General features: G+C 71.6%; 21 protein-coding genes and 1 pseudogene. 7 read left to right on the top strand and 15 right to left on the bottom strand.

Annotated features, from left to right (window positions below; genetic code table 11):
- Positions 1-37: 37 nt before the first annotated feature.
- Genes ACZ6W9_RS01845 through ACZ6W9_RS01835 form a run of 3 tightly spaced genes read left to right on the top strand, consistent with a single transcriptional unit; the run spans position 38 to position 996 of the window.
- A complete protein-coding gene (locus ACZ6W9_RS01845) occupies positions 38-403 on the top strand; it encodes a helix-turn-helix domain-containing protein (RefSeq protein WP_470116555.1) in 366 nt (121 codons plus the stop codon).
- Positions 400-747: a DUF6247 family protein gene (locus ACZ6W9_RS01840; RefSeq protein WP_389958798.1), complete on the top strand. Its 348-nt coding sequence runs from the start codon at positions 400-402 to the stop codon at positions 745-747. Before ACZ6W9_RS01845 ends, ACZ6W9_RS01840 begins: the two co-directional genes overlap by 4 nt.
- Positions 748-996 (top strand): hypothetical protein, encoded by a 249-nt coding sequence (locus ACZ6W9_RS01835; protein ID WP_389958796.1) that lies wholly within the window; start codon positions 748-750, stop codon positions 994-996.
- A 52-nt stretch (positions 997-1,048) separates the two neighbouring features.
- Here ACZ6W9_RS01835 and ACZ6W9_RS01830 read toward each other — a convergent pair whose 3' ends face one another.
- The 7 genes from ACZ6W9_RS01830 to ACZ6W9_RS01800 form a co-directional block, all read right to left on the bottom strand.
- On the bottom strand, positions 1,049-2,044 hold the full coding sequence (locus tag ACZ6W9_RS01830) for a stage II sporulation protein M (RefSeq protein ID WP_389958793.1): 996 nt from the start codon (positions 2,042-2,044) through the stop codon (positions 1,049-1,051).
- 189 nt (positions 2,045-2,233) lie between these two features.
- A complete protein-coding gene (gene rbsD / locus ACZ6W9_RS01825) occupies positions 2,234-2,623 on the bottom strand; it encodes a D-ribose pyranase (protein ID WP_362929147.1) in 390 nt (129 codons plus the stop codon).
- A gap of 181 nt (positions 2,624-2,804) precedes the next feature.
- Entirely contained in the window at positions 2,805-3,746 is a 942-nt protein-coding gene (locus ACZ6W9_RS01820; RefSeq protein ID WP_470116554.1) for a ribokinase, read from the bottom strand.
- Entirely contained in the window at positions 3,746-4,708 is a 963-nt protein-coding gene (locus ACZ6W9_RS01815; protein ID WP_362929143.1) for a D-ribose ABC transporter substrate-binding protein, read from the bottom strand. Before ACZ6W9_RS01815 ends, ACZ6W9_RS01820 begins: the two co-directional genes overlap by 1 nt.
- A gap of 27 nt (positions 4,709-4,735) precedes the next feature.
- A complete protein-coding gene (locus ACZ6W9_RS01810; RefSeq protein ID WP_389958786.1) occupies positions 4,736-5,725 on the bottom strand; it encodes an ABC transporter permease in 990 nt (329 codons plus the stop codon).
- Positions 5,709-7,244, bottom strand: a complete 1,536-nt coding sequence (locus tag ACZ6W9_RS01805; protein ID WP_470116553.1) for a sugar ABC transporter ATP-binding protein — start codon at positions 7,242-7,244, stop codon at positions 5,709-5,711. Before ACZ6W9_RS01805 ends, ACZ6W9_RS01810 begins: the two co-directional genes overlap by 17 nt.
- The gene (locus ACZ6W9_RS01800) at positions 7,241-8,245 is read right to left on the bottom strand and encodes a LacI family DNA-binding transcriptional regulator (RefSeq protein WP_362929137.1); all 1,005 of its coding nucleotides are present in this window, start codon (positions 8,243-8,245) and stop codon (positions 7,241-7,243) included. The genes ACZ6W9_RS01805 and ACZ6W9_RS01800 overlap by 4 nt, the downstream gene beginning before the upstream one ends.
- A gap of 342 nt (positions 8,246-8,587) precedes the next feature.
- On the opposite strand from ACZ6W9_RS01800, the gene ACZ6W9_RS01795 reads away from it, so the two are divergent.
- Positions 8,588-9,553: an RDD family protein gene (locus ACZ6W9_RS01795; protein WP_389958777.1), complete on the top strand. Its 966-nt coding sequence runs from the start codon at positions 8,588-8,590 to the stop codon at positions 9,551-9,553.
- Between the two features lie 234 nt (positions 9,554-9,787).
- On the opposite strand, the gene ACZ6W9_RS01790 is transcribed toward ACZ6W9_RS01795, so the two are convergent.
- The gene (locus tag ACZ6W9_RS01790) at positions 9,788-11,200 is read right to left on the bottom strand and encodes an LVIVD repeat-containing protein (protein ID WP_389958774.1); all 1,413 of its coding nucleotides are present in this window, start codon (positions 11,198-11,200) and stop codon (positions 9,788-9,790) included.
- Between the two features lie 186 nt (positions 11,201-11,386).
- On the opposite strand from ACZ6W9_RS01790, the gene ACZ6W9_RS01785 reads away from it, so the two are divergent.
- Positions 11,387-12,031, top strand: a complete 645-nt coding sequence (locus ACZ6W9_RS01785) for a DUF305 domain-containing protein (protein WP_389958771.1) — start codon at positions 11,387-11,389, stop codon at positions 12,029-12,031.
- 7 nt (positions 12,032-12,038) lie between these two features.
- Here ACZ6W9_RS01785 and ACZ6W9_RS01780 read toward each other — a convergent pair whose 3' ends face one another.
- From ACZ6W9_RS01780 to ahcY, 4 genes are all read right to left on the bottom strand, one after another.
- Positions 12,039-13,268 carry a cellulose binding domain-containing protein gene (locus tag ACZ6W9_RS01780; protein WP_389958768.1) on the bottom strand — a complete coding sequence of 410 codons (1,230 nt, stop codon included), beginning with the start codon at positions 13,266-13,268 and terminating at the stop codon, positions 12,039-12,041.
- Between the two features lie 112 nt (positions 13,269-13,380).
- Complete coding sequence (locus ACZ6W9_RS01775) at positions 13,381-14,799, bottom strand: cellulose binding domain-containing protein (protein ID WP_389958764.1); 1,419 nt, start codon at positions 14,797-14,799, stop codon at positions 13,381-13,383.
- 586 nt (positions 14,800-15,385) lie between these two features.
- Positions 15,386-16,672 carry an adenosylhomocysteinase gene (locus ACZ6W9_RS01770; RefSeq protein WP_389958762.1) on the bottom strand — a complete coding sequence of 429 codons (1,287 nt, stop codon included), beginning with the start codon at positions 16,670-16,672 and terminating at the stop codon, positions 15,386-15,388.
- 181 nt (positions 16,673-16,853) lie between these two features.
- Positions 16,854-18,281, bottom strand: coding sequence for an adenosylhomocysteinase (ahcY, locus tag ACZ6W9_RS01765; RefSeq protein WP_389958759.1), 1,428 nt, complete (start codon positions 18,279-18,281; stop codon positions 16,854-16,856).
- Between the two features lie 192 nt (positions 18,282-18,473).
- Between ahcY and ACZ6W9_RS01760 the strand changes: the two are divergent.
- Positions 18,474-18,803 (top strand): annotated as a pseudogene (locus ACZ6W9_RS01760) (MerR family DNA-binding transcriptional regulator); the annotation flags it as partial.
- Between the two features lie 207 nt (positions 18,804-19,010).
- Positions 19,011-20,486, top strand: coding sequence for a Fic family protein (locus tag ACZ6W9_RS01755; protein WP_389958757.1), 1,476 nt, complete (start codon positions 19,011-19,013; stop codon positions 20,484-20,486).
- 214 nt (positions 20,487-20,700) lie between these two features.
- Here the strand turns inward: ACZ6W9_RS01755 and ACZ6W9_RS01750 are convergent, their stop codons facing one another.
- The 3 genes from ACZ6W9_RS01750 to ACZ6W9_RS01740 are packed head-to-tail and all read right to left on the bottom strand — an operon-like array spanning position 20,701 to position 23,031.
- On the bottom strand, positions 20,701-21,705 hold the full coding sequence (locus ACZ6W9_RS01750; protein WP_389958754.1) for a cation diffusion facilitator family transporter: 1,005 nt from the start codon (positions 21,703-21,705) through the stop codon (positions 20,701-20,703).
- Between the two features lie 49 nt (positions 21,706-21,754).
- Positions 21,755-22,861 carry an SIS domain-containing protein gene (locus tag ACZ6W9_RS01745; RefSeq protein WP_470116552.1) on the bottom strand — a complete coding sequence of 369 codons (1,107 nt, stop codon included), beginning with the start codon at positions 22,859-22,861 and terminating at the stop codon, positions 21,755-21,757.
- The gene (locus tag ACZ6W9_RS01740) at positions 22,858-23,031 is read right to left on the bottom strand and encodes a Trm112 family protein (protein WP_362929114.1); all 174 of its coding nucleotides are present in this window, start codon (positions 23,029-23,031) and stop codon (positions 22,858-22,860) included. The genes ACZ6W9_RS01745 and ACZ6W9_RS01740 overlap by 4 nt, the downstream gene beginning before the upstream one ends.
- Positions 23,032-23,033: the final 2 nt, after the last annotated feature.

Raw genomic sequence — 23,033 nt, 5'->3', positions numbered from 1 at the left:
CCGGACATCCCCTGATCGTCATCGATAGCTTTTGACCATGACTCCTGGTGACGGCCGGGTGGCCGATCGTCATATCCGCTGGGCGCGACCTGAGCCGCAGGCCGACGATCCCGAGCGCGTCCTGATCCCGGAGGCGCTGGCCTTCGGCAAGGCCCTGTACGACCGGCGCAACGCGCTGGGGCTCAGCATCGCCGAGCTCGCCGGGCGCGCGGCCCTGACAGAGGACGAGATCGAGCGCATCGAGGAGGGCGGGACCGCCCCGACGGCCGCCCTGCTCCGACGCCTGGCCGGGGCGCTCCCGGCACGACCCCACCGCCCCGGCGTGTGTTCGGCTCGGCAGGGCCCCTCCGGCGCGGAGCCTCCTAGACTTGGGACGGGACGACAGCGGAGAGGACAGCGATGACAGCTCAGCCACATGAGGTCTCCGGCGCGGATGCGCCTCTCCCCGAGAAGAACCTGCGGTCGATCCGCGCCGCACTCGCTCTGCCACAGGATCGCGCCGCCTTCGACGCGGGTCTGCGACTCGCCTTGGACGAGGTGCGGGTCAGCCTCGACCTGGGGAGGCTGACCGAGTTCGTGCACAGCTGGTGGCTGATCGCCTGCGACTCCGTCCGCGATCGGGCGGGCCGCGAGGACATGTACGAACGCGCCGCCCACGCGCGGGCTCTGGCCGAGCAGGGCCGCCCGCTTCCCCGGGGGAACCGGTCCTGGCGGGAGATACTGGCTGAGCGCGGGACCGACACGTAGGTGTACACCATCACGCCGCCCGATCCTCTCGCCGAGGAACAGATCGCGGCACTGCCGACCGAAGCCGCCCGTTACCTCGCCGAGGTGTTCGCCCTTCTGGAGACCGCTCCGTGGACCGGCAGGCCGGCGAACCCCGCCAGTCCCGACGGAAACATGCGGATCATCTCGTTCGGAGAAGGCGGTCTGGTGACCTATCTGGTCCTGGAGCCACAGCGCGAGATCTACATTCTGCGCGTGCAGTGGGTGTGACGGAAAGACCGTTCACAGGTGTTCCTGTGGCCTTCCGCGCTCCGGTCCGGGGTCAGCCGGAGGTGGGGGTGACGTCGGGGGCGCGTTCCAGGTCGCCGGTCTCGCCCGCGCGCAGGGCGCGGCGGCCGAAGTAGACCACGTAGGCGAGGAAGGCCGCCTCGGCGACGACCCCGATGCCGATCCGCGCCCAGGTGGGCAGGGGCGAGGGGGTGACGAGCCCCTCGATGAGCCCGGAGACCAGCAGCACCACGACCAGCGCGAGGGCCACGCTCATGACGGCCCTGCCCTGCTCGGCGAGGGCCTCGCCGCGTCTGCGGGGGCCGGGGTCGACGACCGTCCAGCCCAGGCGCATGCCGACGGCCGAGGCGAGGAACACCGCGGTCAGCTCCAGCAGGCCGTGCGGGGTGATCAGGCCGAAGAAGATGTCGAGCTTGCCGCGCGAGGCCATCAGCCCGGCGGAGACCGCGACGTTCAGCGCGTTCTGCAGCAGCACGTACGGGATCGGCAGGCCGAGCAGTACGGCCATGATGATGACCTGCATCGACACCCAGGCGTTGTTGACCCAGACCTGCCCGGCGAAGGAGGCCGCGGGGTGCTCGGAGTAGTAGTCGGCGAAGTCGTGGTCGACGAGCTGGGTGATCTCCTCCGGTGTGCCGATCGCGGCCTGCACGGCCGGGTCTCCCGCCACCCAGACCGCGACGACCGCCGAGACCAGGAGGAACGCGGCGGTCGTGCCGAGCCACCACCACCGGGCGCGGTAGGCGACCACCGGGAACGAGACGGTGAAGAAGCGGACGAGCTCCCGCCAGGCGGGGGCGTGCGCGCCGGTCACCGCCGAGCGGGCGCGGGCGACCAGCGACGACAGGTGGCTCACCAGGATCGGGTCGGTGGGGCCGGAACGCACGATGGACAGGTGGGTGGCGGTCCGCTGGTAGAGCTCCACGAGTTCGTCGATCTCGGCGCCGTCCAGCGACCTGCGTCGCCGTACCAGGTGTTCCAGGCGGTCCCAGGAGGGGCGGTGCGCGGTGACGAACGCGTCGATGTCCACCCGGAAAGCGTATCCACCTTCCAGGCGGCGGGGACTTCCGCGACCGGCTCGGGGTGAGCCGGAGCCGGAGCGGCCGCTAAGCCGCTCAAGGGCTCAAGGGCTCAATGGCTCAGCCGCTCAATGGCTCAGCCGCTCAGTGACTCAGCGGCTCAGCGCCTCAGCGGCTCAGCGGCTCAGCGGCTCAGCGGCTCAGAACGCGACGCCGCAGCGGAGGATCACGTTGGCGTACGGCCGCGCCTCACCGGTCCGCACCACCAGCCGGGCGGAGCGGGACCTCTCCTTGAGCCGTTCGTGCGGGACGTGGTCCAGGGAGGGCAGCCGTTCGCCCAGCAGCGCGTGGCAGGCGGGGTTGGCCGTCCTGACCTCCTCCGCCGCGACGGCGCCCTCCACGACCAGTTCGGCGAGGAGGCCGTCCAGCACGTCGGCGAAGGCCGGGACGCCCGGCAGGAAGGCGAGGTCGACTACCTGGACCCCGGGCGGCAACGGCATCCCGGCGTCGCAGACGAGCACCTCGTCGGTGTGGCCGAGGCGGGCGAGCGCGCCCGACAGGGCCGCGTTGAGGATTCCCGCGCGCTTCACCGCGGATCCCGGCTCACGGCGACCCCGCCCTCCCGGCGGCACCGCGGGTCCCGGCTCACGGCGACCCCGTCGTCCTCCCCGCGACACCCCGGCTCCCGGTTCACGGCGACCACGTCGCCCTCCCCGCGGCTCCGGGCCCCCGACGAGTCCGGAGCCACGGGGACCACACGTGACTTCACGTTCACAGCGTCTCCAGGTCCCCGACCCGGGGGTAGGAGCTCTGCGCGCCGTGCAGGCGGACGGACGCGGCGCCCACCCGGACCGCGAACGAGGTGGCGGAGGCCAGGTGGTCGCCCTGGGACAGGCGCCAGGCCAGCGCACCGGTGAACGCGTCGCCGGCGCCGGTGGTGTCCACGGGCTCCACCCTGGGGCTCGGCACCGCGGTGACCTCCCCGGCGTCGGCGACGACCGCGCCGTCGGCGCCGAGGGTGAGGACCACCGAGCGGGGGCCGAGCGACAGCAGCTCCCGTGCCTGCCGTACGGGGTCGGCGTGGCTGCCGAGGAGCAGCGCGGCCTCGTGCTGGTTGACGACGAGGGGGTCGCACGCCTCCAGCAGCTCGTCCGGCACCACCGCCGGCGGCGAGAGGTTGAAGACCACCCGGCTCGCGACCCGCGCCGCCGCCACCACCGTGGCCAGCGGGCTCTCCAGCTGCAGGCAGACGACCGGCGCCGAGGACAGCAGGCGTTCGGCGGCGGTGATGTCGTCCTCGGTCAGCAGCCCGTTGGCGCCCGGCGAGACGATGATGCTGTTGTCGCCGCCGGCGTCCACGGAGATCAGCGCGACCCCGCTCGGGCCGGGCGTCTCGATGAGGTGGCCGAGGTCCACGCCGTCGGCGCGCAACGCCTCGCGCAGGAACTCGCCGTGGCCGTCGGAGCCGACCCTGCCGAGGATGGCGACCCGGGCGCCGAGCCGCGCCGCGGCGACGGCCTGGTTGGCGCCCTTACCGCCGGGGTGGGTGGCGAGCTCCGAGCCGATCACGGTCTCGCCCGGCGCGGGCCGCCGGGCGACATGGACCACCAGGTCGGCGTTGACCGACCCCACGACCACCACGTCGTACGGCGACACGGGCCGGCCGCCGGGGACGGCCCCCGGCCGGGGGGACCCGTCGATGTGGCCGCTCATCACGAGCCCGCGAACTCTGCGACGTTGTCCTTGTTCACGATCTTGACGGGCACGGCGACCGTGGCCTCCACCTTCTCGCCCTTGGCGGCCTTGACGGCGCCCTGGACGGCCTGCTGGCCGAGGAGGGCCGGCTGCTGGGCGACGCTGGCGCTCAGCGTGCCGTCCTGGACGGCCTTGAGCCCGTCGGGGGTGCCGTCGAAGCCGACGACCTTGACCTCCTTGCCCGCCTTGGCGCCCAGCGCCTTGACGGCGCCGAGGGCCATCTCGTCGTTCTGGGCGAACACGCCGGTGATGCCGGGGTTGGACTGCAGCAGGTTGGTCATGACGTCCAGGCCCTTGGTCCGGTCGAAGTCGGCCGGCTGCTGGGCGATCACCTGGATGTTGGGGAACGCCTTGATCCCCTCGGTGAAGCCCTGGCCACGGTCGCGGGCCGCGGAGGTGCCGGGCACGCCCTGGAGGACGACGACCTTGCCCTTCTCGCCCATCTCCTTGGCCAGTTCCTGCGCGGCGAGCTTGCCGCCCTCGACGTTGTCGGAGGCGACGGTCTGCGCGACGGTGCCGCCGTTGACGACGCGGTCGGCGGCTACCACCGGGATCTTGGAGCGTTCCGCGGCCTTGACCGCGGGCCCGGCGGCGTCGGAGTCGACCGGGTTGATGATGATCGCCTTCATGCTCTGGCCGGCGAAGTTCTGGATCTGGTTGACCTGCTGGGAGGCGTCGTTCTGGGCGTCGGTGACGGTCAGCGCGACGCCCTCCTTCTTCGCCTCGTCCTCGGCGCCCTTGCGGAGCTGGACGAAGTAGGGGTTGTTGAGGGTGGAGACCGACATGCCGATCTTGATGTCCCCACCCGACGTCCCCGAGCCGCCGTCGGAGGAACCGCTCGAACCGCCCGAGCCGCAGGCCGCGAGGCCCAGGGTGAGCGCGGCTCCGGCCGCGGCGAGGCTGATGGTGCGCTTGATCATGATATTTCGTTCCCCTCGGGGTGATTCTCAGGCTGTGGCCTTGCGGCGCAGGGTGTCGAAGAGGACCGCGAGCGCGATCACCACTCCGATGACGACCTGCTGCCAGAAGGCGGAGACGGAGAGCAGGTTGAGGCCGTTGCGCAGCACCGCGAGGATGAGCGCGCCGACGAAGGTGCCGAAGGCCCGGCCCTTGCCGCCCGACAGGCTCGCCCCGCCGATGACGACGGCGGCGATGGCGTCGAGCTCGTAGCCGGAGGCCGCCTGGGGCTGCGCCGAGGCGAGCCGGCTGGCCAGGACGATGCCGGCGATGGCGGCGAAGAGGCCGGACAGGCCGTAGGTGATGAGCTTCTGCCGGTCGACCTTGATTCCGGAGAGCCGGGCGGCCTCCTCGTTGCCGCCGATGGCGTAGATCGCCCGCCCGGAGTAGGTCCGGCTCAGGATCAGGGCGGTGATCAGCCCCATGGCGATCATGACGAGGACCGGGATCGGCAGGTATTCGCCGATGGTGTCGCCCAGGTGGGTGACGGCGTCGGGCAGGGCGATCGGGCTGCCCTGGGAGATGACCAGGGCCAGGCCGCGGGCGATGCCCAGCATGGCCAGGGTGGCGATGAACGGCGGCAGCTTGCCGTACGCGATCAGGGCGGCGTTGGCGAGCCCGCACACCAGGCCGACGACCAGCGCGGCGACGACGGCCAGCGGCCACGGCAGGCCCGAGTCGGTCGACAGCCAGGCCAGCGCGATCGCCGACAGGGCGGCGACGGAGCCGACCGACAGGTCGATGCCGCCGGTGATGATGACGAAGGTGACGCCGAAGGCGAGGATCGCGGTGACCGCCGCCTGGACGCCCACGTTGAGCAGGTTCGTCACCGTCAGGAAGTCTCCCGACAGCAGTGACAGACCGGCCACGAGCACGACCAGGGCGACCAGCGCGCCGTTCTCGGCCAGCCAGGCGGCGGCCGGGTGCCGGCGCCGCGTCGCCTTGGCGGGCCCGTTGAGCACATCAGTGGACACGTGCATCCTCCACCTCGCTGACGGCCAGGGCCATCACCGAGTCCTGTGTCGCTTCACGCGCGGCGAGCTCTCCGGCGAGCCTGCCGCGGGCCATCACCAGCACGCGGTCGCTCATCCCGAGGACCTCGGGGAGATCACTGGAGATCATGAGAACCGCGTGCCCGGAGGCGGTGAGCGAGTTGATCAACTGGTAGATCTCGACCTTGGCTCCCACGTCGATGCCGCGGGTGGGCTCGTCGAGGATGAGAACGCTCGCGTCGGCGAGCAGCCATTTCCCGATGACGATCTTCTGCTGGTTGCCGCCGGAGAGCGTGCGGACCTCCTGGGCGAGGCCGCTCATCCGCACGCCGAGCCGTCCGGCGACGTCGGCGGCGGCCCGGCGCTGCCCGGCCCGGTCGACGAACCCGCCGCGGCTGGCCCGGCGGAGCGTGACCAGACCGAGGTTCTCTGCGACGTCGGCGCCGAGGACCAGCCCCTGGCCCTTGCGGTCCTCCGGGACCAGGCCGAGACCGGCCTCCATGGCGGCGTGGACGTCGCCGCGCGGCAGCGGGCGGCCGTCCACCAGGACCTCGCCGGTGTCGTAGGAGTCGGCGCCGAAGATCGCCCGGGCGACCTCCGTACGGCCCGCGCCCACCAGCCCGGCCAGGCCGACGACCTCGCCGGCGCGGACCTCGAAGGAGACGTCCTCGAACGCGCCGCGCCGGCCCAGGCCGCGGACCCGCAGCAGGGGCTCGCCCGGCGCCGCGGGCTCCCGGGGGTACTGCTGGTCGATCGGACGGCCGACCATGAGCCTGACCAGCTCGTTCTCCGGCGTGCTCGCCGGCACCCGGGTGACCGAGCGGCCGTCCCGCAGTACGGTGACCCGGTCGCCGACCTGCGGGATCTCCTCCAGGTGGTGGGTGATGAACACGATCGCCACCCCCTGGTCGCGGAGCTGGCGGACGATGGCGAACAGCCGCTCGACCTCGCTGGTCGTCAGCACGGCGGTGGGCTCGTCCATGATGAGCACCCGGGCGTCGAGGGCGAGCGCCTTGGCGATCTCGACCATCTGCATGCGGGCGATGCCGAGGCGGCCGACCGGGGTGCGCGGGTCGACGTCCACGCCGACCCGGGCCAGCAGTTCGCGCGCCCGCTCGTGCATCCTCCTGGTGTCGACGAGCCCGAAGCGGCGGGGCGGGCGGCCCAGCGCGAGGTTCTCGCCGACGGAGAGCTCGGGGACCAGGTTGAACTCCTGGTAGATGGTGGCGATGCCGAGCCGCTGGGCGTCTCCGGCGCCGCGGATCTCGACGGGCGCGCCGTCGACGACGATCCGTCCGGCGTCGGGGCGGTAGGCCCCGGAGAGCATCTTGATCAGCGTGCTCTTGCCCGCGCCGTTCTCGCCGAGCAGGACATGGACCTCGCCGGCCCGCAGGTCGAAGTCGACCCCGTCCAGCGCCACCACGCCGGGGAACTCCTTGCGCAGTCCCTCGACGCGGAGGATCTCACCCCCGGCCGCCCCGCCCCGCGGGCTGTCGTCGTTCGTCACGAGACGTTCCTTCCTTCCCCGCACGACTGCCTGGGCACCAGTACGGCCGGCAGGACCACCGATCCGGCGGGCCGCCCGTGGAGCAGGTCGAGGATGACCCGCACGGCGCGCACGCCCAGTTCGGCGACGGGCTGGCTGATGGCTGTTATCGGGGGGTTCATGTGGGGGAACCACGGCACGTCGTCGAAGGACACCAGTGCCACGTCCTCGGGGATGCGCAGACCGCGCGCCCGGATCTCGTCCAGCGCGCCCAGGGTCATCAGGTTGTCGCCCCCGAAGATCACCTCGGGCGGCTCCGGAAGGTCCAGGAGCCTGGCGGTGAGCTCCCGGCCGCTGCCCAGCTGGAAGTCCCCCGACCGAATGTACTCCGGGCGCAGCTCGATCCCGTGTCCGGCCGCCGCCTCCACGAAGGCGTCGGTGCGCTCCCGGCCGGTGGAGAGCCGGAGCGGGCCGGAGATGAGGGCCACCCGCCGGTGCCCCAGCCTCTTCAGGTGGCCGACGAGCTCGCCGATCGCGGCGGTCCCGTCGACCCGGACCGACGGCACGTCCATGCCGGGGAGCACGCGGTCGATGAACACCAGCGGGCCGCCCGTCGCGGCCGCCTGCTCCACCAGCGGGGTGACCTCGGCGGTGGGGCAGATCAGCAGCCCGTCCACCCGCTGCTCGATGAGGGTGCGCACGTAGTGGTCCTGCTCCTCGGGCCGCTCGTCGGCGTTGCCGATGACGACGGTGTAGCCGGCCTCGCGCGCCGCGTCCTCGACCGACCGGGCCAGCTCGGCGAAGAACGGGTTGAGGATGTCGCCGATGATCAGGCCGAGCGTCCGGGTCGCCTCGGTGCGCAGCGAGCGCGCCACCGCGTTGGGGACGTAGTTCAGCTCGGTCATCGCGGTGTAGACCCGGTTCCGGGTCTCCTCGGACACCGAGGGGCTGGCGTTGAGGACCCGGGAGACCGTGGCGACGGACACACCCGCGCGAACGGCCACATCCTTGATACGTGCCACCGGCCCTCCCGTGTAATCGATTACATGAGGGTATGTAATCGATTACATGAACACCACTCGCATCGAAGTGACCTGCGTCACAGATCGTTTCCGCTCCCCGACCCCCGGATTCCGGTGGCGTTCGCCCCCGCCCGGCGGGCATCCGGGACGGGCCGGGCGGGGGCGGGCGGAGAGCCCCCGGGCGGGCACCGCGGGACATCGGGCGGAGAGGGACGGGGAGGGCCGGGCGCCGCGGGGACGGCCGGGGCGGGCGCCGCGGGACCGGCGGGAACCGCCGGGACGGGCGGAACCGGACCCGGCCGGGGCGGGCGCCGCGGGACCGGCCGCCGGTAGGGTTCTTGTGTGTCCGAGGTCGTAACCGGCGAGGCGGTCGTCGTCGAAGTCCGGATCGCCCAGCTCCCGAGCCGGGTCGCCGCGCTGCTCATCGACATCCTGGTCCAGCTCGTGACGCTGGCCGGGGCGTCCTTCGCGGCCGGCGCCCTGCTCCTCGTCTCCGACCCCGCGCTGACCGCGATGGTGTACATCACGCTGTCCGTGCTGGTCCTGGTCGGCTACCCGGTGGTCTTCGAGACGCTCTCGCGCGGGCGCAGCCTCGGCAAACTGGCCCTGGGCCTGCGGGTGGTCAGCGACGACGGCGGCCCCGAGCGGTTCCGCCAGGCCCTGTTCCGCGGCCTGGCCGGGGTGCTGGAGATCTGGACGCTCAGCGGCGCCCCCGCCCTGATCAGCTCGCTGATCTCGGAGAAGGGCAAGCGCCTCGGCGACGTCTTCGCCGGGACCATCGTGATCGCCGAGCGCGCCCCCCGCCGGTACGGCCCGCCGCTGGAGATGCCGCCGCCGCTGGCCTCGTGGGCGGCGACGCTGGAGCTGTCCCGGCTGCCCGAGGAGGTCGCGTCGACCGCCGTCCGGTACCTCACCCGCCGGAACGACCTGTCACCCGCCGTCCAGCACGAGATGGGCGCGCGCATCGCCGCCGAGATGTCGGCCTTCGTCTCCCCTCCCCCGCCGCCCGGCGTCCCGCCGTTCGCCTACCTGACCGCCGTCCTGGCCGAGCGCCGCCGCCGCGACCAGGCGCGGCTGTCCGGGCGGGGCGGCGCACCCGGGCACCCGCCGCACGCCGCGCCCTTCCCAGCCGCCTATCCGCCCGCCGCCTATCCGCCGCCCTCCGCCCAGCCGCCCGCCGCGCCGTACGGCCCTCCGGCCGCCGCGCCGTACGGCCGGCCGCCCGCGGTGCGGGACCGGCCCCCGGCGCCGCCTCAGGGAGGTCCGGCTTCCGGGACGACCCCCGGCGGGTTCGTCCCTCCGGCCTGACCGGGCCGGCACACCGCCGTACCACCGGCGTCCCGCGCGAGGGCCGTACGGCACGCACGGACCGGGGCCCGGCACGCGCGACCCGAGGACGCGGTGCGCCGTACGGCACGTGCCCCGCGGGTGCGGTGCGGACGGCCCGCGGGCGCGGCGCGCCGTACGGCGCGCGAAGGGGGCGGCGGGATCACTCCCACCGCCCCCTCGGCGTTCGCTCAGGAAGAGCCGTCAGGCACGCGGTCAGTGACCGTGACCGTAGGAAGGCTGGGTCTGGGCGTTGAAGATGTCCATCTTGACGCTCCTGGCCTGGTTCGTCCGCGGGTCGTTGAGCCGCAGGACGTCGAAGCCGAGGTTGAAGTCACTGCCGTAGATGTAGCCGTTGTAGTAGTAGGCCGACCAGAAGCCGCCGCTCAGCGGAGGAGCGGTGTTGTCGGGGCCGCGCTCGAAGAACGCGATCTCGTGCGGGTTGGCCGAGTCGGTGAAGTCGACGACCGAGATGCCGCCCTGGTACCACGCCTGGACCATGATGTCCTTGCCCTTGACCGGGATCAGCGAGCCGTTGTGCGCGACGCAGTTCTCGGTGTCGGCCTGGTGACGCGGGATCTTGAAGTAGCTCCGGAACGTCAGCGCGGTGCCGGAGATGTCGTAGTAGGCGTTGGCGCCGCGGTTCGGGCCGATCGCCTCGTTGCAGGTGGCCGCGCCGCCGCCACCGAGCTCGTCGGTGAAGATGACCTTGGTGCCCTCGTTGTTGAAGGTCGCCGAGTGCCAGAACGCGAAGTTCTCGTCGTCACGGACGGTCGAGGTGACCTTCGGGTTCACCGGGTCGGAGATGTCCATCAGGATGCCCTCGCCCATGCAGGCGCCGGCCGCGATGTTCTTCTCCGGGTAGGAGGTGATGTCGTGGCAGCCGGTGGTCGCCGACGTGCGGTAGGGGTACTGCTTGTCCGGCTCGCCGGGGTTGCCTCCGTCCGGGAAGAGCACCGGGGTGTTGACGACCGCCGCGTCCGCCGGCTTCTCCAGCGGCACCTTGATGATGGAGATCTTGTCGTGCGGCGTCTTGCAGTCCGGGAAGTTGTCGTTCGGGCCGTAGGAGGAGACGTAGACGTAGACGTTGCGCCGGTCACGTCCCTTGCCGGGCACCAGGGTCAGGGTGTGCGAGCCGCAGTTGGTCTCGACCGCCTTGACGTATCTGGGGTTCTTCTTGTCGCTGACGTCGAAGATCCGGATGCCCTCCCACGAGTCCTTGTTCGCCGCGCTCTGGCCGGTGCTGCTGCAGGAGTCGTTGTTGCGGGAGGAGTCGACGGCGCCGAAGAGGAGATTCCCGTAGACGGCCATGTCCATCTGGCCACCGGGGCAGACCACCGAGCTGACCACCGAGGTCCGCTTGGGGTGCTTGACGTCGTAGATGGAGAAGCCGCTGTAGTTGCCCACGTAGGCGTAGTCGCCCTGGAAGGCGATGTCGGTGTTGATGTCCGTCAGCGCCGCGGGCTTCGGAACGTTGGTGACATGCTCGATGTTCGAGCTCATGACGATCTCGCCAGGGGCGGGGATGTCAGCGGCCTGAGCGGGCACGGTGGACAGCGACAGCGCCGCCGCCGCGCCCACCGCGACGAGGAAGCGGCCGGTCAGACCCTTCCCACGGGGGGTGAACACTGATGAACCTCCTTGCCATATGCGCCATAAAAGTCGCATAAATGCCTGAATCGTTCATCCCAGACCGATGATCGGACAAGCCTTCACAGTGTCAGCAAGTTTTTCCGTTTTGCTCTATTTACCTACCCCTTATGGGCATATTAGGGTGTTCCGACGTTGCTACCGGGATACGTTTGAGGAGGTCGGGTGCGCGGAGCGCTGGTCGCCGTGGCCGCCGTCCTGTGCCTGAGCGCGTGCAGCGTGGGCGCCGACCGCCCCTCCGTCCAGGCGGCGCAGCAGACGGCGCCGATCATCGCGCCCGGCCGCCCCGGCGAGCCCGCCCGGACGCTCAGCCCCGGTGAGGCCGCCACCGCCGTGCCCTCCCCCACCGCCAACGCCGCCGACGTCGAGTACGTGCAGGACATGATCGTCCACCACCGGCAGGCGCTCGACATGGCGTCCCTGGCCCCCGAGCGGGCCCGGAACGCCAAGGTCAAGGGACTGGCCGCGCGCATCAAGGACGCCCAGGGCCCGGAGATCCAGTACATGGCCGCCTGGCTGCAGCAGCAGGGCCAGCGGGTCCCCGACCAGCACGGCGACCACGCCGCCATGCCCGCCATGCCGGGGATGGCCACCCCCGAGCAGATGGCGGCACTCAGGGCCGCCTCCGGAGAGGACTTCGACCGGCTCTTCCTGGAGCTCATGACCGCCCACCACCGCGGCGCCCTCACGATGTCGGAGCAGGTCCTGGTCGACGGCTCGCACATCAAGATCGAGGAGCTGGCCAACGAGGTCTCCGTCGGCCAGACCGCCGAGATCAACAGGATGCGGGAGATCCTCGCCGGGCTCTGAGCCGCCGCTATCGCAGGTACGCCGCGAGGCCGAGCCGCTGGTCGCGCACCGCCCCGGCGACGAGGCCGGCGATCTGCCGGGCCCCGGCGGCCTCGAAGTGGGTGTGGTCGTCGGCGAAGAAGGCTCCGACCGGGCCGGAGGTGTAGTCGCCGTTGAACGGGCAGAAGCGCAGGCTGTTGTAGAGCGTGTAGCTCAGCCTGTGCAGGTCGACGACCGGCGCGCCGGTGGCCGTGCCCACGGCGAATGTGTCGGTGACGAACCCGCGGTTGGGTGTGGCCGTGCTTCCGCTGCAGGTCAGGGCGGCCACGGGGGTCACGAGCACGGGGTTGGCGCCGCGCTGCCGGGCCGCGCCGACCATCGCGGTGAGCAGCTCCCGGTACCTGGCGGCGCCGACGTGGCGGGGGCAGGTGGCGGAGCCGTCGTTGATGCCGAACTGGATGAACAGATAGTCGCCGGCCTTCATCCCGGTCGACGCGTCGAGCATGGCCTGCCAGCGGGAGGCATAGGCGGTCGAGCTGAGGACGCACTCGCCGGCGGAGTTCATGCGGTCGGTGACGGCCGACTCGTACAGCCAGGTCTGGACGCTCCGCCCTCCCACGGCGCTGTTGACCACGGTGGCGTTCGCGGTGAGGTACTGGCCGAGCTCCCTGCCCCAGCCGACGATGGAGGCGCTGGAGCTGTTGGCGACGGTGGAGTCACCGGCCAGCCAGACCGTGATCCGGCTCGATGTCGGGGTACTGCTCGGCGTCGGGGTGCCGCTCGGCGTCGGGCTGGAGCCGGGGCCGGAGGGGCTCGGGGACGGTGAGGCCGTACCGGCCGCCCCGGTGCAGGGGCTGCCGTTGAGCGTGAAGGAGGCGGGCACCGGATTGCCGGCGCTCCAGGCGCCGTTGAACCCGAAGTTGACCGATCCGCCTGTCGCGATGGTCCGGTTGTAGTCGACGTTCCTCGCGGTGACGCCGGCGCCGCTCTGGACGACCGTGGCGTTCCACGCCTGTTCGACGCGCTGGCCCGCCGTGAAGGTCCAGGCCAGCGTCCACCCGTTGACGGCGTCACCGAGGTTGGTCACGGTCACGTCCGCGCCGAACCCGCCGGTCCACTGATCGGTGACGCGGTAGCTGACGGCGCATCCGACGGCGGCACCGGCGGCCGGCGCCCCGGCCGCCCAGGTCAGCGCTCCGGTCAACGCCGCCAGAGCCGAAGCGATCAGGGCGGTGGCCCGTCGCCGGAACATGTTCATCCGCGGTCTCACTTTCCGGGGGTCCGCCGGCTCCGGGCCGGTCCGCGTGGCCGAAACCGTGCACTCGGGTGGTTCGGTTCGCCGGGCCGGCGGGCGGCCCGCGGAAGCGCCGTCAGGTGACCCGGCACCCGGCGCCGTCGAGGGTGAAGGAGGCCGGTACTCCGTTGACGCCGTTCCATGTCGCGGTGAAGCCCACGGTCGCGGAGGCGCCGGGGGCGAGTGACGTGGCCCAGTCCGGGCCGCTGACGGCGACGGACGCCCCGGCCTGGGCGAACGTGCCGTTCCAGCCCTGGCCGATCTGCTGGCCGTCGGCGAACGTCCAGCGCAGCGTCCACGGGTCGAGGGTGCGGCCGCCGGTGTTGGTGACCCGTACATCGCCCTGGAAGCCGCCGGCCCACTGGTTGGTCACGGTGTAGCGCACTTCGCAGCTGAGCGCCGCCCCGCTCGGCGTGGGGGTGGGTGACGCCGAGGGCGTGGGGCCGGGCGGTACGGAGGGCGTCGGGGTCGGGGTGGGGCTCGGAGCGAGGTGCCCGGCCACGATCGGCGCCAGCGCGGCCGCGATCGCGCGGTGCCCGGCGTCATTGGGGTGGACGCTGTCGGACAGTCCGTCGGGCGGCACCCATCCGTCCGTGTCGACGAAGAAGACGTTGCGGTCACCGGCGTCGTTGACGGTCTGGACCGCGGCCTGGGTCTGCGCGGCGTACCGCCCGCGGAAGGTCCGCAGGGCCAGGATCGCGGCCCGCGGATACCTGCTCCGGACGGTGCGCAGCAGCCCGGCGTAGGACGTCTGGAACTGCGTCGAGGACACGCCGTGCCCGACGTCGTTGGTGCCGAGGTTGATCACGACGACGTCCGCCTGGTATCGGGAGAAGTCGTGGTCGGCGGCCCCGTCGACGGCGCTGACCTTCACGAAGCGGCGGTCCAGGCCGACACAGCCGTCGGCGGTGGTGACCAGGCAGGCGCCTCCCTGGGCCACCTGCGTGTGATCCAGCCCGAGTCGCTCGCCGACGAGCCATCCGTAGGCGGTGAGGGCGTTCTTGGAGGTGGTGGTCCCGACCGTGATGGAGTCGCCGACGAACTCCACCATGCCGCGGGCCGGCCGGGCCGGCAGGGTGTGCGCGCCCGGGTCGAGCACCAGCCCCTGGAACACCGCGTCGCCGTGGTAGGAGCCGGCCACCACGCGGTAGGACACGCGCAGGGTGTGGTCGCCGGCGGGCAACGGCTTCGGCGTCAGGTCGACCGTGCCACGCACGTTCTGCAGGTACACGTCGGGGCCCGCGTCGATGCTGTAGTAGAGGTCGATGGTGTCGCGCTGCCTCAGCTTGACGGTGGTGCCAGTGAAGCCGGTCGTGAGGTAGGCGCCGGCCCAGCCCGGGACGTAGGCGCCGGCGGCGCGGGTGTCCCAGCGGCCGACGAAGCGGATGTTCGGATCGGCCGGCGTCCCGTCCCCGGTGGCGGCCCCGGCGCCGGGCGACGCCGCGAGCACGGCCGCGAGGGTGGTGGCCACGGCGGCGAGGCGCATGAGTCTCATCGCGGTCCTTTTCTCCTGCGGCGGGGTGACCGCACGGCGACCGCTCCGGGAACCACCGCGCACGGCGCCGCCGGGCACTGCCCGGCTCCGCGCCGGATGTTCGGACCGCCTCGTCGACGGCCCCGCGGTGTGGCCGGTTCCGCGTGGTCCTCCGGGGCCGTGCCATCGGCCCCGGTCGCATGCCGGCCGCTCTTTTCCGAACGTCGCACAGCGATTACCGAATCGCTACCGTAAAACGATTCAGACCGTAAGAACGGAAAAGCACCCCGTCAACCCACCCGTCGGCCCACACTCGGATTTCATCACCGCCGTCAACGGTGTTCCCGCAGCTCAGGAGAATGGCGATCCCGCGGGGACCGGCCACGGTGAATGTGAAAATTTCACGGTCCGAACGCCTGCCGAGGCTTTTCGAAAAGCGCTGGAAATCGAGATGCCGCGCGTCCCGCCGACGGACGAGCCAATCGGTGACGACGCGTGGACGGCGGCGGCATGGCGCGCCGTCACCGCGTCGGGCGGACGCCTCCGGCCGACGCGGCCGTCCGTCCGCGGGCCTCCTCCCGAAAGGAGATCGTGGCCTCGTGGAACGTCAGGAGCCGAGCCGCCAGGAGTGGAGATACTTCTCCTGTTCGCCGGTGAGGACGTCCACCTCGATCCCGGCGGCGGCCAGCCGCAGCCGCGCCACCTCCACGTCCACCTCCTCCGGCACGTCGTAAACGCCGGGCGCCAGTTCCGCGCCCTCCCGGGCCAGCCACTCGACCGCGAGTGCCTGCGCGGAGAAGGACATGTCCATGACGGCGGCCGGGTGCCCCTCGGCGGCGGTCAGGTTGACCAGGCGGCCCTCCGCCAGCAGCAGGAGCCGCCGGCCGTCGGCGAGGACGTACTCGTCGGTGCTGGGCCGTACGCCGTGGTGCACGGCCATGGCCATGTCGTCCAGGGCCCGCACGTCGATCTCCACGTCGAAGTGCCCGGCGTTGGCGAGGATCGCGCCGTCCTTCATCGCCGCCAGGTGCTCGCTCCTGATCACGTCGCGGTTGCCGGTGACGGTGACGAACACGTCTCCCGCCGGGGCCGCCTCGCGCATCGGCCGCACCTCGTAGCCCTGCAGCGAGGCGTCCAGCGCCTTGACCGGGTCGATCTCGGTGACCACCACCCGGGCGCCCAGCCCCTTGGCCCGCTCGGCCACGCCCCGGCCGCAGTAGCCGAACCCGGCGACCACCACGGTCTTGCCTGCCAGCAGGGTGTTGGTGGCGCGCATGATGCCGTCGATCGTGGACTGGCCGGTGCCGTAGCGGTTGTCGAACATCCGCTTGGTCCGGGTGTCGTTGACCGCGACGACGGGGAACCGCAGGGCCCCCTCGGCCGCCATCTGCCGCAGCCGGATGATCCCGGTGGTGGTCTCCTCGCAGCCCGCGGTGACCCCGTCGAGCAGTTCCGTCCGCTCGGTGTGCAGGATGTTGACCAGATCGCAGCCGTCGTCGAGGACGATGTCCGGGCCGATGTCGAGCGCCCGGTGGATGTGCCGGTAGTACGCCGCGCGGTCCACCCCGGCCAGCGCGTGCACGGCCACGTCGTATCCGGCCAGGGCGGCGGCGACGTCGTCCTGGGTGGACAGCGGGTTGGAGGCGGCCAGCGCGACCTCGGCCCCGCCCGCCCGCAGCGCGCCCATGAGCACCGCGGTCTCGGCGGTCACGTGCAGGCACGCGGCGATCCGCAGGCCGTCGAGGGGCCGCTCGGCGGCGAACCGCTCTCCGAGGGCGGTGAGCACCGGCATCGCCCGCGCCGCCCAGCCGATCCGCCGTTCTCCGGCGGCCACGAGCTCGCTGTCCACGTCTCTCCCCACCTGCCCGAAACCCCGTGCGTCCCGGAACCCCATGCGCCCTGGAGCCCCGTGTGCCTCGAAGCCCCACGCGCGCAGAGCCCTGTACGTCCGGATCCCCGTACGCCCGGAGCCCCATGTGCCCGAAGGCCCCCGCGGTTCGCCGCGGGGGCCGGAGGACCTGTCACCGGATCATCTCCGCCCGGCCCCGGGGGCCGGGGAGGGAGTCCCGGAAGTCCTAGTAGCGGTAGTGGTCGGGCTTGTAGGGGCCCTCGACGTTCACGCCGATGTAGTCGGCCTGGGACTTGGTGAGCGTGGTCAGCTTGACGCCGAGCGCGTCGAGGTGGAGGCGGGCGACCTTCTCGTCGAGGTGCTTGGGCAGCACGTAGACGCCGATCGGGTACTGCTCGGTCTTCGTGAACAGCTCGATCTGGGCGATCACCTGGTTGGTGAAGGAGTTCGACATCACGAACGAGGGGTGGCCGGTGGCGCAGCCGAGGTTCATCAGGCGGCCCTCGGCGAGCACGATGATGGCGTGGCCGTCGGGGAAGGTCCAGGTGTGGACCTGCGGCTTGACCTCGGTCTTGACGATGCCGGGGGTCTTCGCCAGCCCGGCCATGTCGATCTCGTTGTCGAAGTGGCCGATGTTGGACACGATCGCGTTGTGCTTCATCTTCGCCATGTGGGCGGCGGTGATGATGTTGAAGTTGCCCGTCGTGGTGACGAAGATGTCGGCGATCCCGACGACGTCGTCCAGCGTGGTGACCTGGAATCCGTCCATGGCCGCCTGCAGGGCGCAGATCGGGTCGATCTCGGTGACGATGACGCGGGCGCCCTGGCCGCGGAGGGCGTCGGCGCAGCCCTTGCCGACGTCGCCGTAGCCGCACACGACCGCGACCTTGCCGCCGATGAGGACGTCGGTGGCGCGGTTGAGGCCGTCGATGACGGAGTGGCGGCAGCCGTACTTGTTGTCGAACTTCGACTTGGTGACCGAGTCGTTGACGTTGATCGCCGGGAAGAGCAGCGTGCCGGCCTTGAACATCTCGTACAGGCGGTGGACGCCGGTCGTGGTCTCCTCGGTGACACCCTTGATCTGCGAGGCGATCTTCGTCCACCGCTTCTCGCCGGAGACGGTACGGCGGAGCAGGTCGAGGATGACCTGCCACTCCTCCGGGTCGTCCTCGGCGGCGCTGGGAACGGCGCCGGCCTTCTCGTACTCGGCGCCCTTGTGGACGAGCAGGGTGGCGTCGCCGCCGTCGTCGAGGATCATGTTGGGGCCGTCACCGCCGGGCCAGGCCAGCGCCTGCTCGGTGCACCACCAGTACTCCTCCAGGGTCTCGCCCTTCCAGGCGAAGACCGGGACGCCCTTGGGGTCGTCGACGGTGCCCTCGGGGCCCACGACGACGGCCGCGGCGGCGTGGTCCTGGGTGGAGAAGATGTTGCAGCTGACCCAGCGGACCTCGGCGCCGAGCGCGACCAGGGTCTCGATGAGCACGGCGGTCTGGATCGTCATGTGCAGCGAGCCCATGATCTTCGCACCCGCCAGGGGCTGGGCCTCGGCGTACTCCTTGCGGATCGCCATCAGGCCCGGCATCTCGTGCTCGGCGAGCTGGATCTCCCTGCGCCCGAAGGCGGCAAGGGAAAGGTCGGCGACCTTGAAGTCCATGTGTTACCCCTTTGATCAGTGGTCGCGTTCGTCCCGGGCCCCGCCGCGCCCGGCGGCCCCGCTTCGCTCGGGGGCCCGGCTCGCCACTCGGTCGGAAAGCCGTCGGTCCGAGTTTAGGCGGCCGATCCGGCCGGGCGCATCTTCCAAACGGGTAACCTGACAGAAGAATGTAAGAATCGGTGGGAGGCCGGGATGCGGATCACGGAAGCGGCCCGGCGGCTCGGGATGTCCCCCCGGATGCTCCGCTACCGCGAGGCCCTCGGGTTGCTGCCCCCGGTCAGGAGCCGCGGCTCGCACCGGCGGTTCGGCCCCGAGGAGCTCTCGGCGGTGGCCCAGGGGGTGGAGCTGGAGAGGCGGTTCGACGTCTCCCCCGCCGAACTGGCCTTCGGGCTGCGGGTGCTGAGCGACCCGGCGGTGGCGCAGGCCGTACGCGACCTCGGCCTGCGGATCGGCAGGCTGCAGGCCCCGCGCCGGGCACTGGACTTCGAGAAGGAGAAGGCACTGCGCCTGCTGCAGGGCCGCCCCCCTGGCGCGACGGAAGCCCCGCCCCGGAGCCGCCCCCCGGGTACGGCGGAAGCCCCGCCGACCTCCTCAGCGGCGCGGCGCGGCACGCGGGTCCCACCGGCGCGCCCACGCGGTTGACCAGGCCGCGCGGCGAAGCATCGGTCTGCCTTCCCCCGATGGGCCGAACCTCCGGTGAGGCATCATCCCGGGTCTTATCCTTGCCTCATGCGCTGGCAAGACGTCGAACCGCTCCCTGATCTCAATGGTGGGATCTCGGCGATCCTCGCCTCGGCCGACGCGCTGAAGGGTGCCTGGGAGGACTGGCTCGAACACATCGACGAGCAGGAGTTCCGCCGGACACGCCGGCGCAGCCTGCGCAGGCACGCCATCGAGACCGGCATCATCGAGCGTCTCTACGACGTCGACTGGGGCGTGACGCTCGCGTTGGTCGCCGAAGGCCTCACCCAGGAAGCGGCCGCCCGCGAGGGAGGCATCAGCGATGACACCCTGGCGGTGATCCGCTCACAGTACGACGCCCTGGAGTTCCTGGCCGACGCGGCCAGAGGAGGCAGGGACCTGAGCGTGCACTTCGTGCGTGAACTCCACCAGGCGATCACCCGACGCCAGCTCACCTACGGCGCCACCGACACCCTGGGACGCGTCTTCGAAGCCCCGATGCGGCACGGCGAGTGGAAGAGGCATCCCAACCACGTCGTCCGTCCGGACGGCACACTCTTGGAGTACACCCCGCCCGAGCACGTGCAGGCTCAGATGGACCAGCTGATCGCGATCTACCAGAAAACGGAGGCGGCGCATCCGATCACGCGAGCGGCGTGGCTGCACCACCGTTTCATCCGCATCCATCCCTTTGAGGATGGCAACGGCAGGGTGGCGCGCGCGTTGACGCTGCTGGTTCTCCTTCGTGACAACTACGCCCCGCTGGTCGTGGACCGCTCGCAACGGGCCCGGTACATCGACGCGCTCGACCAGGCGAATGCCGGTGACCTGGCCCCTCTGATCCGACTCTTCGCCCGCCTGGAGATCAGTGCGTTGCGGTTCGAGCTGGAAGCCCCCTCCGTCCTTCGGGAGACCGCCGGTGGAGCGGCCGAGGTGGCTCGTGCGCACGCCGACCGGCTACGCCTGAACCTCGTGGCGAAGGACTCCGCAGGTCGTTCGGGTCCCGCCGTCCGGCTGGCGGGCTCGCTGCAGACCAAGATCACCCACTACCTGCGCAAGCAGGGAGACGCTCTGCGCGACGCCTTCGCGACCATCGCCCCGGAGACGGTCGTCCACGTTCACCACGCCGAACCGCCGAGCCAGCGGTCCCTGCTTCACAGGGACCGCTTCCGGGCCATGGCCAACAGCGCCGGATTCCGTCCCAACCTGAACGAGGGCGTCTGGTGGGCCACTCTCTACATGGAGATCGTGGGATACGCGCTTCACTTCCACACGGCCATCATCAAGGCGGGTCCGCCGAACACAGGCGCACTCGTCTTCACCGTCTCGGCCGCCGTGTCACCACCGGGAGAGATCGAAAGCAACGACCTCCCGGTCCCTGTCTGGGCCTGTGATCCGACTCCGGACGACAGCGTGACGCTTGTCTTCAGCGACGCCCCTGACGCGCGCTGGCCCGAGATCACCGAGGTGATCGACCAGGTGCTGACCGCTGCCGTCGATCAGCTGGGCCAGCAACTCGGCTGATCACATCCGCCCGAGAGCAAGGAACCCGCGAGCAAGGAACAGGGTGTTCCCACGGCACAGGGAACCGGTGAGGGGCGACCCGGCGGCGTGACCTCCAGGACCTCGCGCTTCCTACGGTGGGACGAGCGGCTGGATCCGCCGGAAAGAGCACCCGGAGACGCCGAAGGGGCCCGGCGTGACGGCCGGGCCCCTTCCGGGACGAGCGCTGCGGACGTTACGGGCGGCTCAGCGACGGGTCGTCGGCCGGAGCAGGCGAGTCACCGGCCGGAGCCGACGAGCCGTCAGCCGGGGCCGGCGAGCCACCTGCCGCCGCCCGGTCGAGGTCCGGCTCCAGGTAGATGACGCGGGCCGTCGGCACGGCGGCGCGGATGCGCTGCTCGGCCTCGTCGATGCCGCGCGCCACCATCGCGGCCGTGTCGTCGTGGTCCACCGCGATCTTGGCGGCGACGAGGATCTCCTCGGGCCCCAGGTGCAGAGTCCGCATGTGGATGACCCGGGCGACCTCCGGCGTGCCCTCCAGGGCCGCGCAGATCTTCCGCTCGACCTCCGGACCGGCGCTCTCACCGATCAGCAGCGACTTGGTCTCGACCGCGAGGATCGCCGCGATGACGGCGAGCAGCACGCCGATCGCCATCGTGCCGACGCCGTCCCACACGCCGTTGCCGGTGATCACGGCCATCGTCACGCCGGCCAGCGCCAGCACCAGTCCGACCAGCGCGCCGAAGTCCTCCAGCACGATGACCGGCAGCTCCGGCGACTTGGAGCGGCGGATGAACTGCAGCCAGGACTGCTTGCCCCGGATCGGGTTCGACTCCTTGATGGCGGTGCGGAAGGAGAAGCCCTCCGCGATGATGGCGAAGATCAGCACGCCGAACGCCACGACCGGCGTCTCCACCGGGTGCGGGTCGGAGATCTTGTGCCAGCCCTCGTAGAGGGAGAACAGCGCGCCGATCGTGAACAGCACCACCGCCACGACGAAGGCGTAGAAGTAACGCTCGCGTCCGTAGCCGAACGGGTGCTCACGGGTGCGCTTGCGCTCGGCCTTCTTTCCGCCCACCAGCAGCAGCACCTGGTTGCCCGAGTCGGCCACGGAGTGGATGGACTCCGCGAGCATCGACGACGACGTCGTGATCAGGAAGGCCACGAACTTCGCCACCGCGATCGACAGGTTGGCGGCCAGCGCCGCGATGATCGCCTTGTTACCGCCGCCCGCGCTCACGCCGGCCTCCCTGCTGCTTCCACAATCGATCCCATTCGGTCCGTCCCGCCTACTGCGGGATCCTCGCCTTCAGCTCCGTGATCGCCCCCACCGGGGACGGGTCGATCCCGTACCCGAGAGCGAGGTACGTACTCGCGTAGTCTCCCAGCCCGATCAGAGAGGCGAGCCGCTCCAGGGGGTGCGTCCCCTCGGCGGAGACCTGCGTGACGGGCACCCCGCGGTCCTCCGCCAGCCGTACCGAGACCTCGCGGCGGCGCGCCGCCTGGGGGTGCTCCTCGGTGTCGCGCAGCACGACCAGCCGCAGCGACCGCGACTGCTCGTCGGCGAAGATGTCACGGGTGGCCAGCGGACCGTCGAGCGCCATCACCTGGTTGTGGCCGGCCTCGGGGATCTCACCCCAGACCGCCGGATACTTGGCGTTCTCGTTGAGCTGGCAGGCCCAGCGGTAGGCGGCGACCGCGGCGAGCGGCGACGACCCCCAGACCATCGGCACCGTCTCGGCCAGCTCCATGGCCAGCGACTTGCCGGGGTTGATGAACGACTCGCTGGCCGGACGGCACCGGTGGGCGATGTCCTCCAGCCGTGCGGCCACACCCTCGAACAGCTCGTCCGGCGCCTCGACCAGCCGCATCCGGGCGGCGGCGACGACGAGCGGCACCGACAGCGCCCAGACGGCGGCGCGCGGCTGTCCGCCGACGGTGACGGGCACGAACGGCGCGCCCGCCTGCCGGGCGACCGACGCGAGCGGCGAGTCGGGCGCGCCCACGGCGAGCAGGCGGCATCCGCGGCGGACGGCCTCCATCGCCGTCGCGAGCGTCTCCTCGGTACGGCCCGAGCAGGACACCGCGATCACCAGATCGGTCGCGCCGACCCAGCCGGGCAGCCGCAGGGACCGTACGGTCACGATGGGAAGCGGGACGCCGGGGCCGCACACCGCGCCCAGGATGTCACCGGCGATGCCGGATCCGCCCATGCCCACGACCACGACGGCCCGGGGCCTGCCGTCGTCGGCGAGCGACGACAGGTCGGCCTCGGCGGCGGCCCGGTGGTAGGTCCGGACCTGCGCGGCGGAGGAGGCCACCGCGGGCAGCATCCCCGAGGGGTCGCCCGCGGTCAGCCACTCCTGGTCGTCGAGCCGGTCCGGCTCCCAGCTCACGACTTCCGGGCCTCGTCGACGAGCAGCACCGGGATGTCGTCGCGGACCGGGTACACCAGGCCGCAGGACGGCGAGGTGCAGGAGAGCTCGTCGGCCTCCGGCTTGGCGCGCAGCGGTGACTTGCAGTTGGGGCAGGCCAGGATCTCAAGCAGCCAGTCGTCGATCTTCACTC

The organism is Streptosporangium sp. NPDC053982 (genome assembly GCF_055585205.1).
This window is presented reverse-complemented; position numbering and strand designations above follow the sequence as displayed.